Raw genomic sequence first — 17314 nt, forward strand, 5'->3', positions numbered from 1 at the left:
ACTGACAATCCCCCGTAGACTGTCCCGGTGTCGGTGGACAGTAGAAAATATATGCGTCGCACTACAGGGTATGCTTCGCCATACGCAAAACCTCGTCCCTGACGCAACTATGTATACGGATGAACGAGACAAAGTAGAACGCCAACGCCCGGAAAAACAAAGAGCCGCGGCGAGGATGGGATCTCCTCACCGCGGCTCATATGCCGCTATACTTCAGGATTGAATATGTTTCGCGTACGCATCTGCGGAAAGTAGTGCATCCAACTCGCCTGCGTCGCTCATTTCGACGACAATCATCCAAGCCTCATCGTACGGCGATTCATTGACCTTTTCCGGCGCATCTGCAAGCGCCTTGTTCACCTCGATAACTTGGCCACTCACGGGCGCGTAGAGATCCGAAACCGTCTTGACCGACTCGACCGTACCAAACGTTTCGCCAGCTGTGACCGTCGCGCCAACTTCCGGCAATTCGACGTACACAATATCGCCCAATTCGTCTTGCGCGAAATGCGTAATTCCAATATAGGCGCGATTGCCCTCGGCGCGAACCCATTCGTGCTCGCGGGAGTACTTTAACTGCTCGGGCACATGACTCATCAGGGTACCTCCTGTTCACAAGCGAGTTGTGATCGCGATTGTAGTGTAGCAAAAGTGGTAGGACAAGGCCACCGTGCAAGCATTTGCAACGACTATGGACGCGTCCATAAGGCCGTAAGTGGCTGTGCGCCGACATCCTCCATCTCGTGATTCTTGCCGCGCCGCATGAGCAACCCGACGCCATCAGCCGGCGACAATTCCCCAAGCAGAACTTTTTCGATCGCGCGCGTGATCGGCATTTCAATCCCGTGCGAGCGCGCGAGTTCCGATGCTGCAAAGGTCGTACCGACACCTTCCACCGCCATGCCAATGCGCTTCAACGTGGCGTCCAACGACAATCCCTGCGCCAGCAGACATCCAGCTCGGTGGTTGCGACTATGTTCACTTGTACACGTGACAATCAGGTCGCCCACACCAGCCAATCCGGAAAACGTGAGCGGGGATGCACCCAACGCCACTCCCAAACGGGTCATCTCCGCGAGTCCCCGCGTCATGAGCGCGGCCTTCGTGTTGTCGCCAAGGGCAAGCCCATCGACCAACCCCACGCCAAGCGCAATGATATTTTTGAGAGCACCGCCCAACTCGACCCCGACGACGTCAGCCTGCGTATACACGCGAAACCGATCGTTCATGAAAGCATCTTGAACGAATTCGGCAACCATCCGACTCTCGCTAGCCACAACGACCGTCGTCGGCAGCAGACGCACAACTTCCTCGGCATGAGATGGTCCTGAAATCACGGCAAGCCGATCGCGTACAGCCGGTACGCGCTCTTGTATGTATGATGTAATGCGTACGTTTTGCGGCCGGATAAAGCCCTTTACGGCATGAGCCACAACGGCGCCATCAGCGACAAAGCGCAAGCATTCCACACTGTCCGCCAGCGCCGACGATGGAAGTGCCAAGACGACGAGCCTCGCCCCAGCTAGAGCCTCCTCGACACGGGTCACTGCCCGGATCCCTTCTGGCAGAGTCACGCCCGGCAGGTAGCGCTCATTGACATGGCGTAGATTGATATCCTCTGCAAGTTGCTCACTTCGTGCCCATACCACAGTCTCATAACCGTTGTTTGCAAGTACTGCCGCCAGTGCGCTACCCCAACTGCCTGCCCCTAACACCGTTACCTTTGTCATAGGCTTTCGCCCGACTTATCGAAAATTCTGCGCTCCTGACCACGAACCAGCCGCGCGATGTTGGAACGATGCCGATAGATCGACAACAACGCCAGAACGATACTCGCGACAAGAACGGCCGTGTGCATAAACCAAACGGCGACAATGATTGGCACAAGCACCGTCAGGATGAGCGATCCGAGCGAAACGTACCTCGTTAATGCAATGGCAATGAGACAAAGCACACCGGCGATCACGGTCGGAATAGGCGCCAGCCACAGCAAAACGCCAATCGTCGTCGCAATCCCCTTACCACCGCGAAAACCGAAAAAAATCGGCCAATTGTGCCCGACAACCACCGCGATGGCCGATACAGCCGCTGCGACGACGGAGCCCCTGGTCAACGCCAACGCTATCCAAAGGGCGATCATGCCCTTCAACGCGTCTGCCAACAGCACAACCACGCCCCACTTCGTCCCAATGGCTCGCATAGTGTTGGTGGCGCCAGCATTGCCACTGCCCTCTTCGCGGATATCTCGCCCAGACACCAGCCTAACCACCAAGGTGCTCGTCGAGATAGAGCCAATGATATAGGCGATGACCGCGCTTAAACAACCCATCCAGAACGACATGCCGATTCTCTCCCTGAGTTGAAATGGCCGCCGTCAATCATCCGCGTCCTGCCCGCGCGTACGCATTCGGATGCGAATTGGCGTGCCCTGAAAGCCAAACGCTTCCCGAAGTTGATTCTCCAAATAGCGCTCATATGAGAAGTGCGACAGTTCCTGATCATTGACGAAGATGATAAAGGTGGGCGGGCGAACCGATGCCTGCGTCGCGTAATACAACTTTAATTTCCGCCCCTTGCTCGACGGAGGAGATACCGAGATTTGAGCGTCGGCAAGTACCCGGTTAAGAGCCGACGTCTGCACCCGCATCGCATGCTGTTCTGCGATGTCACGGGCGAGATCCAGCGCCCTCGTCACCCGCTGTCCCGTCAACGCCGATACAAACAGCACTGGAGCCCAGCGCATAAACGGAAAGTGACTGCGGATCTCCTCCTCGAAGCGATGTGCCGTCTTGTCGTCCTTTTCGATGGCGTCCCACTTATTGACCAAAAACGCAATCGCACAACCGGCGTCGAGTGCGTATCCTGCCACCCGCTTATCTTGCTCGGCGATCCCGCGCTCAGCATCGAGAACGATAAACGCGACATCGGTGCGCTCGATAGCCCGTAAGGCTCTGAGCACGCTATACTTTTCGATGTTTTCGTACACTTTTCCTCTTCGTCGAACACCAGCCGTATCGACCAACACGAACTTTTGACCGTCGTGCACAAGAGGCGTGTCGATGGCATCGCGGGTCGTGCCGGCGATGTCACTGACCATCACCCGCTCTTCTCCGAGCAGGCGGTTGACGAGGCTAGATTTGCCGACGTTCGGGCGGCCGATAAATGCGACACGAATGGCCTCTTCGTCAACTGGCTCGTCTTCCGCTTTCGGCAACACATCAACCACAGCGTCCAACAAATCACCGGTCCCCGTACCGTGTTCGGCGGACAGCGGGATGGGTTCGCCAAAACCGAGTTGGTAGAACTCATAGCTCGCAGCGTGGTGACTGACGTGATCGAGCTTGTTCACACCGAGAACCACCGGTTTTTTCGATCGACGCAAAAATTCTGCAACGTACTCATCCTGCACCGACAGGCCAGTACGGCCATCGACGAGAAAGATGATGGCATCCGCTTCGTCGATCGCAAGCTGGGCCTGAATGCGAATGAGGTTGCCCATTTCATCTTCCTCGTCCATCTCGATGCCGCCCGTGTCGATTAAGTGAAACGAAACGCCGTTCCACTCCGCCTTTGCGTAAATACGATCACGTGTGACGCCCGGTACGTCTTCGACTATGGAGAGTCGCTCCCCGATGAGCCGATTAAACAACGTCGATTTCCCGACATTTGCTCTTCCGACAATTGCAACGACAGGTAGTGGCATGGATACAACCCTTTCGACAGACAAATGTTCTCAGTCAAGACCCACGGCACTGCGCAGAGTGGCCTCGTAGCGACGGCGCGGCGGCAAGGCCTGCGTGTAACCGAGCGCGCCGTACAAAAGCCCCATACCGGTGGCAGGAACGACGGTGATCTTGACGTTGAGCATGCGTTCGATATCTTGCACGCGGTAATCATCGAGGCAAATATCTTCGTCGTCCTTCAACATAATGTCCGGCAACAGGAGCGTATCGAGATGTGCCACCTTCCCCGCTAGTTGCTGTGTGATGTCCGTACCAGTCAGCAGCCCTGCCACCGAGACGTTGTTTCCATAAAAGTGGTTAACGACAGGAAACACCTCGTAATACAAGTCGCGAATGTCATCCAGGTATCGCAACGACGAGCGGATCGTACGTTCTGCCGAGACACTTGTAATGATACCGACCTTCCGACGTTGACCATTGATGGTCCTATGCGGTAAACGCACTTTCGCCTCCGCCACTTCGTCCAAAAACGTTCGTATGACGCCGACGCCATTCTCGATTTGCGAGAAGTCATCGTAGTATTCGCTCGGCGGAACCTCGAGGTTGGCCATCACGTAAAACTCGTCTGCCGCTTGAACAAAAGACGTTCCCAGTCGCGGCCGCAGAAATTCGTGCCAACGCGCAACCTGTTCGACAACCCGAGCCGCTTCCTCCGGTGTGCATCCACGCAACTTATGCAATCCTCGGCGGTGCTTCGTGAGCCCGACCGGAACCACGGAAAGAGTCCTCACCGCTGGGTAAAACGGGTAAAGGTCGCGAATCGTTCGATCTAATTCCTCCCCGTCATTCCACTCCGGACAGAGCACTATCTGTGTATTCATTTCGATGCCATGCTCGGCTAGATAGCGAATTTGGTTCATGATCTCGCCAGATTTCTTGTTGGCCAACATGCGCACGCGCAATTGAGGATTCGTCGTGTGAACCGAAATGTTCAAAGGCGACATCTTCAACCGAACAATTCGCTCTAACTCACCTTCTTTGAGGTTCGTGAGCGTAACAAAGTTTCCATGCAAAAACGACAAACGATAGTCGTCATCCCGCACGTTCAACGTTTTTCGCATCTGACCAGGGATTTGATCGACAAAACAGAATACACATTTATTGTGGCAGAGATGAACGCGGTCGACCGTAGGGTGTTCCCACTCGACGCCAAGCCCTTCATCGTAATCTTTCTCGACTTCAAGCTCCCAAAGCTCACCGTTTTTGCGGCGTACTTCGATCTCGATAAGTTCGTCCGCGAGCGCGAATTGAAGATCCACAATATCCGTAATTTGCGTATCATTGATCCGCAAAATTTCGTCTCCAGGTTCGAGCTCGAGTTCCTCTGCCAACGATCCAGGTTTGACTTCTTTAATGATTGGCATGATTCCCCTCCTAAGCTCGTTTACATACGATAGTTCATTATGCAATATGGTCACGAAAGCGTCAATTCATCCGCCGTCATCGAACTTTTGTCCCCGAGTAACAAGTATTTGTCTACGGATCAATAGCGATCCCTGAACGCCTGCTTCGATAGCCCAAAAGGTAAAAAGCAGGTCAGCCCCCTGTCCAAAAATCAAGCACAGCAGATTTATGGCAATAAAAGAAATAAACCACGTCCGCATCACCTCTCCGCCGTCCGCCAGAAGCCCGATTAGGATAGTCGTGCAGATGGCCGCAAACCAGTTGGCGGACAGACCGAAAGGCCTCGCGAATGGTGCGAATCGTGGCCATTCCCAAGCTAAGGTAGCGGTAATGACGCCTAGGACGAGGCTGTACCAAGAGATATGTCGACGAATACACATTTCTTGAATACCACGAAGGATGGCCGTGATCAGCACGAGTGAATACACGGCAAATTGGGGAATACACCCTCGGAAAATGGTGGCTTCCGCCAGTGTAGCGATGGCGGCTATGCGGTATAGCACACGCGTTGTACCAGGCTCTATCGGTGGCCACAAGCCCAAGGCGGTGATGAGAGGCGCAAGATAGTACACGGACAACGGGGTGGTCACACAGGAAACTCCCTTCAACGTTCTCATCCTCAGTATGCTTCTTTCCCGCATTACCCTATTCTTCATAAAAAAACCGCCCCACTTGGTGGGACGGCTGGATATAGTTCTTCAAATCACTTGAACAAGTCGCCGAACAAGTCACCGAGTGTGGCACCCGTGCCTGAGTCGTCTTGGCGCTCCACTGGACGACGCTCGCGACGGCGATTCGACCCTGTATTTTCGCTCCGGCTTGGCCCTGGCTCGCGCATGGAAAGTGAAATACGGCGACGCTCTGGGTCGACGCTCAGGACGCGAACGGTAACTTCCTGACCAGGCTGCAGCACATCAGACGCATGAGCGACGTGCTCGTTCGAGATTTGCGAGACGTGGACAAGGCCTTCCAGACCGGGTTGCAATTCCACAAACGCGCCGAAGTCGACTACGCGTTTGACCACACCTTGTACGACATCGCCTGGTTGGTAATCGTTCGCATGCTCTTCCCAAGGCTCAGGCAACGCAGCCTTGATGGACAACGAAATGCGACCGGCTTCCGGGTCGACGCGTAAAACGCGTACTTTCACGCGATCTCCCTCGTGAACCACTTCCGACGGATGATTCACATGGGAAAACGACAGTTCAGAAATATGAACGAGTCCATCTGCGCCACCAATATCAACAAAAGCGCCGAAATCGGTCAATCGTTGCACCGTGCCTTCGATCACGTCGCCCGGCTTCAACTCTTCCATCAAGGCCTTTGCCTTGGCTTCGGTCTCTTCTTCGAGCAACGCACGGCGAGACAGAATCAATTTGTTCTTTTCGGGATCGACCTCAACAACCTTGGCACGAAGCGTTTTGCCCTTGAACTCGTCGAGATTTTCGACAAATCGCCGATCAACCAATGAAGCCGGAATAAATGCGCGGACGCCAACGTCTGCAACCAATCCGCCTTTGACGACGTCCCGAATTTCCACTTCAATCGGTTCGCCGCTTGCCAGCAACTCCTGCATGCGATTCCATGCAGATGCTTGTTCAGCGCGACGCTTGGACAACGTCACATGACCTGACTCCATGTCGACCTTGACAACGACAGCCGTAATTTGACTACCTACTGAGGTCACCTCAGTCGGATTCGTACCGGGCACAGCAGACAGCTCTTGAGGGGCAATATGACCTTCAAAGCCATGCGACAATGCAACCGTTACCCCATTTTCATCGACGGCGGTTACCTCTCCGGTCACCACATCTCCCTCGCGCACCGCAGCGTCGGTTAACATTTCACGCAAATCCTCTGACATTTGATTGGCCTCCTGTTCCATGGTCAGTTGTATAGTGGCAACGCGCGACAGGGTCGGCGTTCATTCAAGTTCTGCCATGGCGGCGGACCTGCCGGCCCGTCCATTCAATGTACCCTTAGAATACCAAAATGAACAAACCGCAAACCGTCATTTTCGCGACCACCTACACCACGAACCAACAACATTACTTTAACATAGACATGCGCGACTTGGAAAACCATCCATCCAAACTCGTGCCCAGGCTGACTCTAATGCTTGACTGCAAGCAATCTCTCGAGTTCCGAGGATAGGTGGGACAAAAGATCATCCGACGAGAACTCGCCAGCCACGAATGGTTCTCCAAAGCGGATCGTCACCCGGCCAAACAATCGGTACGGACCCACAATTCCCGTCGGAACGACGGTAGCGTTGGACTTTCTGGCAATACTTGCAACCCCCGGCATTAAAGGCCCGAGTTGGCCGGTTTTCGAGCGGTGCCCCTCTGGAAACATCACAAGACAGCCACCCTCTTCGACAATGGAAATGGCTTTGCGGATTCCCTGTTTGTCGATGCGTCCGCGTTGAATAGGAAAGCCACCCAGAGCCGAAAACAGCGCTCTTAGCATCGCAATTTGAAAGAGTTCAGCCTTGCCCATGAACCGTATGTATCGCGGAACCATGACACCTAACAATGGCGGATCCAAGTTGCTCAGATGGTTACTGGCGATAATGATCCCACCGGATCGAGGCACATGTTCCAGCCCCTCTACCCGAATCCTGTAGCAGAGTCGAAAGAATGCAGTCACGACGGTGCGTGCCAGTCGATACAAAAATGTCCGCGGCAAGTCTGTCGCGTTACCGGACATGTGCATTCTCCACCAGCTGGACAATCTCGTCCACCACATACTCGATCGGCTTGTCGGTCGAGTCAATGCGCACGGCATCCTCCGCTTCCCGCAACGGCGCAAGCGCGCGTTCAGAGTCTTTTTTATCCCGCTCGATCACGCTTCTGACAATTTCGTCAAACGCAACCTCATAGCCCATCTGATGATACTCTTGTTGCCTGCGGCGTGCGCGTTCCTCCGGCGCCGCCGTCAGAAACACCTTGACCGTCGCGTTTGGCAAGACAACCGTGCCAATGTCGCGCCCGTCCATCACTACTGAATGGCGTGCCGCAAAATCGCGTTGCCAGTCCGTCAATTGGCTACGCACAGCCGGGTGAGTCGCCACGGTGGAAACCAATGCGCTCACTTCGGGATCCCGCAACCTCGCGGTCACCTCGACACCGTCGACAAACACGCGCAAACCGTTGTCTGCCCCCTGTTCGAAGGTGATTTTGTGCGCATCGAGAAGTTCGCGAACGGCTCGCTCAACCCGGCCATCCACGCCGTCTTTGACGCAAAGGTACGCGACAGCGCGATACATGGCACCCGTATCGACGTACATCAGATTCAGCCGTTTAGCAACGAGCTTGGCAACCGTGCTTTTGCCTGCTCCAGCTGGTCCGTCGATCGCGATGCTGACGGGAACCATAGAGCCGCCCTCCCTTCTGTTCATCGCAGTTTGTCCCACGTTCGCAGGGCGCATAGCGCAACGGGGCAATCGTGCCCTTCTATGCAGGACATCTGTTGGCTTGATGGTATCATACGAACCGTTTCCCATTCAACGAAACAGACTTCTCCATCACATGAACGAGACCTGATCAAGATCTGCCGTTGCTGTTCCACTTCCTAATTCGACAGTTTCACCAGTCGCTGGCAAAAGCAGATTAGGCGCTTGATCCGTCACATAAATGAACACTTGAGGACCATTGGGGGTCTCATCGCGAAACGTGATGTGGTCGCCTTCATGCACCAAGATATCCATCTGGTTGGTAGTGAATGTACCGAGAGAAACCCCATTGCGAAAGACAACGACATGCGAAGCATCTGCGACAGAACTGGCTGTCAACACGATGGAGCCGGAAGCAGATCGCACCGAAGCTGGTTCCGCGACCGTCGCGCTGACAAAGCGACCTTCCATGCGATCCATTGCCTTGCGCATAGATGGCGCCATGCCTACGACCTGCACAAGGACAAGCACAGACAAGACACCCATTGTTACAGGTATCAATAAGTCGTCAAACCACTGCATAAAAGGTCGATCAGACCGTTTATTCGCCATGGACATCCCTCCATGGCTAACCTATGCACATTCGTGCAGCGTATGCACGTGTTCAGCGGCGCAATGCGCGCTGGCGCATAAAGGTATATCGTATGACTTGATCGCGCTCTCGTTCCGAAATATCAATGAACCGCATGGACAAAGTCATCATGCCATTTGTCTCTGTTTGGATGCGGACAACTTGACAAGTTGTGCGCAAGTTGTAGTGGATATATGGAAGAACCACAGAAATTTTCACTGTGTCGTTGACCCTTAAGTCAATGACAGACTTCGCCATGACAGCAATGCCACCGCCGCTGATATCGATGGATTGCAAAGTCACTTCCTTGCCCAGCCGCTCGCACGCAACCGTAACGGGAACGTCAAGCGAAATACGAAAGAATTCACGCCTTTGGATGCGTTCGAGATCAGTTGCGTGAGCCGGGTGATCCAAGCGGATGGCTGGTGTCGGGATGTACGATAACCCCTGTATGTGTGCGGTATATCGGTAGACCTCGGTCTCCGATACCGTATATTCCACAACCACTGATTCATCGACGTGGACCTCGAATTCCTTGCCTGTAATTGGGTCGACCGGTACATCGACATACAAGCACTGCTCGTCGACATCAGCAACACGTGATTTATAGTATTTGGAATCCTGACTGTTGGTACGAATACGAACGCCGCCGCCTATACTTGGTGAGATCGCCATGCAAATCCCCCTCTATTATCTCTGCCCTATTATACACAGCAGAAGTAACTTTGCGGGGATGTTTCTGGTTCGCAAAACTGTTTAACCCAATCGATCCACTCTGAGTTCATGCCCAGTTTGCAGATCGATAATAACCCGATATGGCTCATCTCCCAAGACGCCTTCATAGGCCATCGCCTGAACCCAATTTCCATTTGGATTCTCGACAATCACTTTTCGTTCCGATTGCGTGTGAAACTTAGGCCCTAATTTGGCACGCAGGGCGTTTGCCGGCAATGCTTTAGTCACTTTTGGCAAACTTGTTGGAGGTAGCTTACCTTGTTCGTAAAAGCCTATGACTTGTCCGTTGTCGAGGGCCACGACGACATTAAACGATGAATCAAGCACGGGTAAACCACTGATCACCGGTTGGTAGGCGAACCGTGCAATGCCGTCTGTGTTACCTGCGTCCGCACGGACGACCTGATGGTATCCCTGGTGCGCAAGCCATGCCTGTGCGTCAGTTGCAGCCTGGGCAAAGTCGTACTTCGCCACCCCTATCGGTCGCGTGAGATGATAACTGATTAATTTCCCGGTCGTCGCTGATACTTCAGCACGCACGGAGCCGCGTTTGGTGTCACCAGAAACCACATAATAGGGCGCATTTTCACCAACTGTGTGCAGTTGTGCTTTCCATTCCGTCGTCTTGTCCACACCCGCGGCAGCCCCAACTCGTTTGATCGCGTCTGTCGATTGCACCAAGATTGGCGAAGCAACTTTTGATTTTCCGCTCACCGCGGAGGAATGGGTGGATGCATCGGACACCATAGTACCGAGGGATTGTTCAAGGCGTGCCAAACCGTCACGGGCCGCCGGGGCCAATTGACGACCATCCGTCCAAAACGGCGCTGTTGTACGGGGCGCGTTGACGATCCGCTCCAGTCCACTGATGACGTTCCCGGCACGATTATAGTATGACGTCAAGGCCTGTTGAACAGATGCTGCACCCGGATTTTGATTCGAAATCATCCAATGCTCGACTTGGCTATCGACCGTGTGTAAGAATTCGTTCATATTGTGATCCGCAGAAATATTGCTGGGTAAGCGACTTAAATCGTTTTCCCCAGCGTACGCGAATTTCGCCACATCGCTTAAATGACGGTCAAACGATACCGGATCGGCAACCAACATGGCACTTGCCAAGGCACCCCGCAACGATTCCATGTCGGCTAATGCATTATGCAGTGCTCCATCATATTGAGCATTGACCATCGCCGCCATCGCCTGTCCGTTCAACTGTTGCTGACGTCCCCATGCGTAAGCAGAACCTCCCACCGCGACAACCGCCAAAGCGGTGGTCATCCACCAAATGGCCCGTCTCACATCGATTCCCCCAATCAGCCCGATTTCAGTCCGTGAATATATGGTGTCCAATTGTCATAATTTCAGGGCGCGCCCACATCCATGCGTTGTTTGTTTTTGCTGGATTAAAATAAAACAACGCCCCATGTGTGGGATCCCATCCTGCGACAGCATCTGCCACAGCCCGTCGAGCTTCTGCATTTGGCTGAAGGTTGATTTGACCGTCATTTACACAATCAAAAGCCCCAGGTGCATAGACAATGGCGGGAATGGTTTTGGGAAACTTCGGATCGTGCAGACGGTTTAAAATCACGGCTGCAATAGCAACTTGACCTTCAAACGGCTCACCCCTGGCCTCACCATAAACGACATGGGCCATAAGGTTTAAATCGCTTGCACTTAAACCAGCCGAACCGTGAGAAAACCCATCACCGGCCACTACAGTTGCGGGAGATAGCCCGCTTGCCCCACCCGCGTTGCTCCCCGAGTTGGTTCCACCATTGGAGTCCATGTGATAATTCCAATTTGGCGTAGCTTTGACCAGCGCCTGCTTGGTTGCCATATCTACATCTCCTGTGACAGGCAACCCAAAATTGTACTGAAACGTACGAACTGCCCAGTATGTTTTCCACCCGAAAATGCCGTCGTTCTTTCCCCAGTAGTACCCGAGCAAATGCAGCCGCCCTTGTAACTCATTGACGTCGTAACCCTCGCTGCCATAAATCAAATTGCGAGCAGTGAACGCCTTAACCTGCGAAGGCAGGGATGTTATGGTCAAGGCACACGTCAGGACCGTAAAGGCAATCCATTTACCCAAGTTGACAGAGCGAAATCCGCTTCGCACCAGACGTTCCCCTTTCCTGTCGAGAATCCAAATGCACGTCTAGTGTCCCATCGCGCGAAAAAAAATATGCCCGGGCTTCCAGCCCGGGCATACACAACGAAAATAACACTTTCTTATGCCAATGGTTCGATATCAAAATCGCGATCGTTATCGCAAAGGCAACGTTTGAACCCCGTCTCAATATGACCTTTTCCATCGCGCACTCCGCGCAAAATAAAGGTCTCACCGCACACGCGGCAACGAATGTGTACCTTTATTCGATGAATGGCCGGCGCCACAGGCTCCGGAACCGCCATAAACGTTTCAGATCCCATCGTCGTTCCTCCTCGACAAACAACAGTCTATCTATCTGGTGGTGGTTAGGAAATCCAACCACGCCAGCGGCTGGCCTCTGCCAGACGTTGCACCCCAACAATGTAAGCAGCCAGTCGCATATTGACTTGATATTTAACCGCGGTTTGATATACGCGGTGAAAACTTGTTCGCACGCGCGAATCGAGCCTCGAATGTACCTCGGGCTCCTCCCAGTAATATCCTTGGCTATTCTGTACCCACTCGAAGTACGACACAATAACATCCCCCGAAAACGATACAACATCCGGAACAACCAGGATTTCGCGCTCAGTTAGGATGTCGAGTGCATCATGAGTGGTCGGAGCGTTGGTCGCTTCAACAATAATCGAAGCCTGAATGCGGCTGGCGTTCTCTTCTGTGATTTGGCTCCCTGTAGCCGCTGGAATTAAGATGTCACAAGGCATTTCCAAGAGTTCTTTGTTCGACAATATATTTCGATACAACCGTGTTACCGTGCCAAAGGAATCTCTACGTTCCAACAGTTCATCGACGTCGAGCCCTTCTTCGCGGTACAGCGCACCATATGCGTCCGCAACGCCAACGACTTTCGCACCGCGATCGTGCAAATACTTAGCAATGTAGCTGCCGATGCCGCCGAATCCTTGGACAATGACGCGAGCTCCTTCTAACCGTATATCGCGATGTTTAGCTGATTCTTCAATGGTGATGGCGACTCCTCGAGCCGCAGCGCCATCGCGCCCACGTGTGCCGCCTAATATAACTGGCTTTCCCGTAATAAATCCAGGGCTGTCAGACTCCCGCAAGTGAGAATATTCGTCAAACATCCAAGCTATATTCTGAGAGTTGCTAAACACATCGGGAGCCGGGATGTCCTTTGCTGGACCGACGATTTGGCTGATAGCTCGGACATATGCCCGGCTGACACGCTCGATCTCAGCGAACGACATGTCACGCGGATCGCATACAATGCCACCTTTACCACCGCCAAAAGGTAAATCTGCAATGCCACAGCGGATGGACATCCATATCGCCGAAGCTTCAATTTCCGCCTGAGAGAGATCTGGGTGCAGTCGAATGCCGCCCTTCGTAGGCCCAACCGAATCGTTGTGTTGAGCTCGATACCCAGTAAAGACCTTCACGGTCCCATCGTCCATCTTAACCGGGAACCGCACCGTCAAAACCCGGAGCGGTAATTTGAGTAGATCATACACCTCACGGCCGTAGCCCAGAACCTGAAGAGCCTGCTCGATGATACTCTGTGTATCCTCAAGTATATATGTACCGTCGGTGCGCTTGTCCTCAAACGAAGCGGATTCTGACTGTGTCACAAACACTAACCACCTTTGCGAAAATCAATACGTTAGGACAGCCCTAGTATACACCCGTACCCACGATCATAAAAGAACACAAAAACAGAGTAACTAGACAATGGTCTAGTTACTCTTTCACGTCATTTAGAGTGGAAAACGTTGAACGATTGCTTCAATGGCATTTTCCGCGATCACGGTCTTGCCATATTCCTTCAACACGGCTTCCGTTGAGCTGCTTACACTTCCATACTCGGACAAGATGGAAGCAATCAACTGCCAGCGCTCCGAATCCAATGCATCAGCAATTAAAAGCTCATAGCGGTCTTTATAGTAAAACAACGATGTATTGATCTGGTAAGGTAGTAAAGTATGACACACGGAAACGAGATCATCAAAATCGTTGAACGAAAAGACCATATATGAATCCGCTCGGGATTGAAACCCAGGCTCGCGGCTAAATAAAGTCGTCGCATTTTCATCGTCGTCTTCAATATCGCTTTCATCCGAAGTCGCCCCCGGAATGCTCGGGATACGAGTGACAATGACCACCACGCCTTCAGTTGGCATCGTGAACGCCTCAACGGAAATGGGGCCGGCAATTTCAAAACCGACTTCCATATATGCCGTCTCCATCATATCCCAAAACAGATCCTGGACTTTTTTCCCGTTGTGCCAGATCTCGTCGCGATCAATACCTCGCTCTTCAAGGTCATCGTAACTGATGAAGATTCGTACTTTATCTCGGGCAATCCGTTCCACTCTCATTCGGCGTTCCCTCCTTTGTTGCGATGGTGGTGTTGGGGTAACGACGTGTACTGTATATTATAACGCATTTGCGAGCCGTGTCATGGCTTCTGCATAGATTTCAATCGTTCTTAAAAAGTCGTCAATTTCCCAATACTCGTCAGCCTGGTGTGCCAAGCTTGGTTTTTCCGGAAACCGCGCACCAAAAGCCACCGCATTTGGAATAGCGCGCGCGTAGGTCACACCTCCTGTCGTCAGGGGCGGAATGTCCTCTTTAAAAAACTGCTTGTATACACCCATGAGTGTCTGTACGAGTGTGGAATTTGGATCGACCCGCAGAGGATCCATGTGTTCGACTAACGTTATCCGCCACCGGTCAGGCAAATAATTGGACATCGACTTCAGTAGTTCATGAATCGATTGATCGGCAGGATAACGAATGTTGAGATGAAATCGATACACTCCATCTCGTAATTCACCAGTACCGACGTTTATGGTTAGAGGACCTGTTTCGCCATCGTCGTGATCGATTCCTAAGGCCCTTCCGAAGTAATCCCACGATCCAATACTTCTCCACATCGAGCAGTTAGAAACGGTCGCCGTTCCCAATAGTTGAGCAAGTTGAACGATTGCATTAATCCCAGTTTCGGGTCTGGAGGCGTGAGCAGACCTTCCCTCGACAGTCAAGTCGACGAAACAGCTGCGTACTTCCGAGTGCAACGAGACCTGTAAGTCCTTAGCTACCTTGCGGAACTTGATCAAGAGTTCACGCGCTGCGGTCTCCGAGTGACAATCAACGGTTGCACGAGCCACCTCAGGGACCATGTTATATCGCGTCCCTCCGGAGAACATCTGGATCTGGGCAGCCAATGAATCTGCTTCGGCCGGAACTTCAATACACAAAGTCGCCATACCTTTTTCGGCATATATCAAAGGAAACTGGGCGTCTGGCGTGAAACCGCCAATCGGCTTTGGCTCATACCGAAAATAATGTTCGACACATTGCCAATCCGACTCCTCATCGAGCCCGAAAATGAGACGTATTTTGCGCCTCGGTACGAATCCTGCTTCTTGGAGCGCGAATAATGCCCAAAGCGCACTCATGGCCGGACCTTTATCGTCAATAGCTCCCCGCCCGTAAATACGCCCCTGGTCAATGACGCCGCCAAAAGGCGGATATGTCCAGCCTTCGCCGGCAGGAACCACATCCAGATGCGCTAAAACAGCTATGTATTCATCCCCGGTGCCATATTCGACATGTCCTGCGTATCCATTTACATTTTTTGTGGCCAAATGCCGATTTTCAGCCAATTGCAACACGTAGGACAATGCCTCAGCAGGACCCGCTCCAAATGGGCCTCCGGGGACAGGATGCGACTTGACGCTCTCAATCGCCAAAAGCCGCTGAAACGATGCAATGATCTCCGGTTCGTGCTGTGTTACAAAGTTGCCGATCACAAGATCATTCCCTCAATTGAATTCACCAGATCACACAACACCCTATTTAGGTTGAAGCGCGTTCCACGATGTTGTGTAACAAGGTTACCGTATAATTGTCTACGGGCTCGTCCTGAAGCAGTTTGGTTAAGAGACGCATCGATACAGCCCCAAAATCGTACATCGGCTGTGCAATCACAGTCATTTCTGGACGAACCATCACTGCCAACCTCGTATTATCGAAAGCGATGACCTTCACATCGTCCGGCACACGGCGCCCCATGTCTTGTACAGCATGAATGGTCGCCAGCCCCAACTCATCCGAAGCGGCAACGACACCGTCCAAGTCATGCGCTTCAAAATACGCCCGAATTACGGGCAATGCAACCTCGTAACGACCTTTTCCCGTACGTATCACGTGTAACTCATGATCCCGCATACGGTTTTCTGCGCCCTGCAAGCGGCGATCCGCCACGACCGAAACACCTTCATCGGTCGTAATAAACCCGATCTTTTTGCATCCCCTCTCGAGCAAAAAGTGAACAGCATCTCGGCCTGACCTGTAGTTATCAATATTGACAGATGGAATGCGGCGCTCCGGGTCTTCTGTTGCGCATAGAACAACTGGGATCTGAGCTTCTTCAAACGCGTCAATTTCACGGGAACTTAATACATTGGTCATATAGATAATACCATCGACTTGTTTTTCCCACATTGTTCCAATTAAACTGACTTCGCGATCCACCTGTGCGTCCGAGTTCACGAGGATGATGTGATAATCGTACATGTTTGCAATGTCCTCAATCCCGCGCACCATCTCTGCGACGAAAGCTGCCGAAACGTCAGGTACAATGACGCCAATTGTCCGAGTACGTTTGCTAGCCAATCCACGAGCCACAGCATTTGGACGATAACCCAGTCGCGCAATGGCATCTAAGACCCGCTTCTTTGTGTCCTCTTTGACAACGGCAGTACCGTTAATCACACGCGACACGGTCGCCATCGACACTTTCGCTTCTCTTGCTACATCATATATTGTTACGGGCACTCTGCCACCTCCGTTGAGCTCCACGACGCTCAAAACAGCAAACGTGGACGTGTATCCCTATTATAATCAAAAACGTGCCAGCAAAGCCTCATTCTTCACCAAATCATCACTTTCTTAACTCGAGGAGACACTCCTTATATACCAGACAGATTCAGAGAACACAAAAAAGAGCTCGGCATACCCAAGCCCTTTAACTAAATATAGTATGGTGCGGGTGAAGGGACTCGAACCCCCACGGTTTCCCGCCAGAACCTAAATCTGGTGCGTCTGCCAATTCCGCCACACCCGCAAATATCTCTTGCCTGGCAACGACCTACCTTCCCAGTCCCTCTCGAGACAAGTATTCTCGGCGCTGGAGGTCTTCACGTCCGTGTTCGGGATGGGTACGGGTGTTTCCCCTCCGCTATGGTCACCAGACTTTCATGCTT

18 protein-coding genes, 1 tRNA gene and 1 rRNA gene are annotated in these 17314 nt (G+C 52.6%); all 20 read right to left on the reverse strand.

The window, feature by feature from the left end:
- Positions 1 to 213: 213 nt before the first annotated feature.
- On the reverse strand, positions 214 to 597 hold the full coding sequence (gene gcvH / locus QMF38_RS04355) for a glycine cleavage system protein GcvH (protein WP_058095568.1): 384 nt from the start codon (positions 595 to 597) through the stop codon (positions 214 to 216).
- A gap of 92 nt (positions 598 to 689) precedes the next feature.
- A complete protein-coding gene (locus QMF38_RS04360; protein WP_281758803.1) occupies positions 690 to 1730 on the reverse strand; it encodes an NAD(P)H-dependent glycerol-3-phosphate dehydrogenase in 1041 nt (346 codons plus the stop codon).
- Positions 1727 to 2341, reverse strand: a complete 615-nt coding sequence (gene plsY / locus QMF38_RS04365; RefSeq protein ID WP_058095566.1) for a glycerol-3-phosphate 1-O-acyltransferase PlsY — start codon at positions 2339 to 2341, stop codon at positions 1727 to 1729. Before plsY ends, QMF38_RS04360 begins: the two co-directional genes overlap by 4 nt.
- 33 nt (positions 2342 to 2374) lie before the next feature.
- The gene (gene der, locus QMF38_RS04370) at positions 2375 to 3703 is read right to left on the reverse strand and encodes a ribosome biogenesis GTPase Der (protein ID WP_058095565.1); all 1329 of its coding nucleotides are present in this window, start codon (positions 3701 to 3703) and stop codon (positions 2375 to 2377) included.
- Between the two features lie 30 nt (positions 3704 to 3733).
- Positions 3734 to 5107: a radical SAM protein gene (locus QMF38_RS04375; RefSeq protein WP_040290016.1), complete on the reverse strand. Its 1374-nt coding sequence runs from the start codon at positions 5105 to 5107 to the stop codon at positions 3734 to 3736.
- Between the two features lie 66 nt (positions 5108 to 5173).
- Positions 5174 to 5737: a hypothetical protein gene (locus QMF38_RS04380; protein WP_281758804.1), complete on the reverse strand. Its 564-nt coding sequence runs from the start codon at positions 5735 to 5737 to the stop codon at positions 5174 to 5176.
- A 113-nt stretch (positions 5738 to 5850) separates the two neighbouring features.
- Positions 5851 to 7011 (reverse strand): 30S ribosomal protein S1, encoded by a 1161-nt coding sequence (rpsA, locus tag QMF38_RS04385; protein WP_058095562.1) that lies wholly within the window; start codon positions 7009 to 7011, stop codon positions 5851 to 5853.
- 248 nt (positions 7012 to 7259) lie between these two features.
- Entirely contained in the window at positions 7260 to 7856 is a 597-nt protein-coding gene (locus QMF38_RS04390) for a lysophospholipid acyltransferase family protein (protein ID WP_058095561.1), read from the reverse strand.
- The gene (gene cmk, locus QMF38_RS04395) at positions 7846 to 8523 is read right to left on the reverse strand and encodes a (d)CMP kinase (protein WP_058095560.1); all 678 of its coding nucleotides are present in this window, start codon (positions 8521 to 8523) and stop codon (positions 7846 to 7848) included. Before cmk ends, QMF38_RS04390 begins: the two co-directional genes overlap by 11 nt.
- Positions 8524 to 8673: 150 nt before the next feature.
- Positions 8674 to 9153 carry a hypothetical protein gene (locus tag QMF38_RS04400; RefSeq protein ID WP_083496239.1) on the reverse strand — a complete coding sequence of 160 codons (480 nt, stop codon included), beginning with the start codon at positions 9151 to 9153 and terminating at the stop codon, positions 8674 to 8676.
- 52 nt (positions 9154 to 9205) lie between these two features.
- Entirely contained in the window at positions 9206 to 9847 is a 642-nt protein-coding gene (locus QMF38_RS04405) for a flagellar brake protein (RefSeq protein ID WP_281758805.1), read from the reverse strand.
- 81 nt (positions 9848 to 9928) lie between these two features.
- On the reverse strand, positions 9929 to 11209 hold the full coding sequence (locus QMF38_RS04410) for a PepSY1/2 domain-containing protein (RefSeq protein ID WP_281758806.1): 1281 nt from the start codon (positions 11207 to 11209) through the stop codon (positions 9929 to 9931).
- 25 nt (positions 11210 to 11234) lie between these two features.
- The gene (gene sleB, locus QMF38_RS04415; protein WP_281758807.1) at positions 11235 to 12032 is read right to left on the reverse strand and encodes a spore cortex-lytic enzyme; all 798 of its coding nucleotides are present in this window, start codon (positions 12030 to 12032) and stop codon (positions 11235 to 11237) included.
- Between the two features lie 113 nt (positions 12033 to 12145).
- Entirely contained in the window at positions 12146 to 12346 is a 201-nt protein-coding gene (locus QMF38_RS04420) for a hypothetical protein (protein ID WP_040289995.1), read from the reverse strand.
- Positions 12347 to 12391: 45 nt separating this feature from the next.
- Positions 12392 to 13681 carry a Glu/Leu/Phe/Val family dehydrogenase gene (locus tag QMF38_RS04425; protein ID WP_281758808.1) on the reverse strand — a complete coding sequence of 430 codons (1290 nt, stop codon included), beginning with the start codon at positions 13679 to 13681 and terminating at the stop codon, positions 12392 to 12394.
- 120 nt (positions 13682 to 13801) lie between these two features.
- A complete protein-coding gene (locus QMF38_RS04430; RefSeq protein ID WP_281758809.1) occupies positions 13802 to 14422 on the reverse strand; it encodes an adaptor protein MecA in 621 nt (206 codons plus the stop codon).
- A gap of 57 nt (positions 14423 to 14479) precedes the next feature.
- Positions 14480 to 15859, reverse strand: a complete 1380-nt coding sequence (gene pepV / locus QMF38_RS04435) for a dipeptidase PepV (RefSeq protein WP_281758810.1) — start codon at positions 15857 to 15859, stop codon at positions 14480 to 14482.
- A 46-nt stretch (positions 15860 to 15905) separates the two neighbouring features.
- Positions 15906 to 16886 carry a substrate-binding domain-containing protein gene (locus QMF38_RS04440; protein WP_281758811.1) on the reverse strand — a complete coding sequence of 327 codons (981 nt, stop codon included), beginning with the start codon at positions 16884 to 16886 and terminating at the stop codon, positions 15906 to 15908.
- A gap of 206 nt (positions 16887 to 17092) precedes the next feature.
- Positions 17093 to 17175 (reverse strand) — tRNA-Leu (locus QMF38_RS04445).
- Between the two features lie 11 nt (positions 17176 to 17186).
- A 5S ribosomal RNA gene (rrf, locus tag QMF38_RS04450) occupies positions 17187 to 17303 on the reverse strand.
- Positions 17304 to 17314: the final 11 nt, after the last annotated feature.

Origin of the sequence: Alicyclobacillus hesperidum subsp. aegles, assembly GCF_027923525.1 — a bacterium.
Taxonomy (GTDB): domain Bacteria; phylum Bacillota; class Bacilli; order Alicyclobacillales; family Alicyclobacillaceae; genus Alicyclobacillus; species Alicyclobacillus aegles.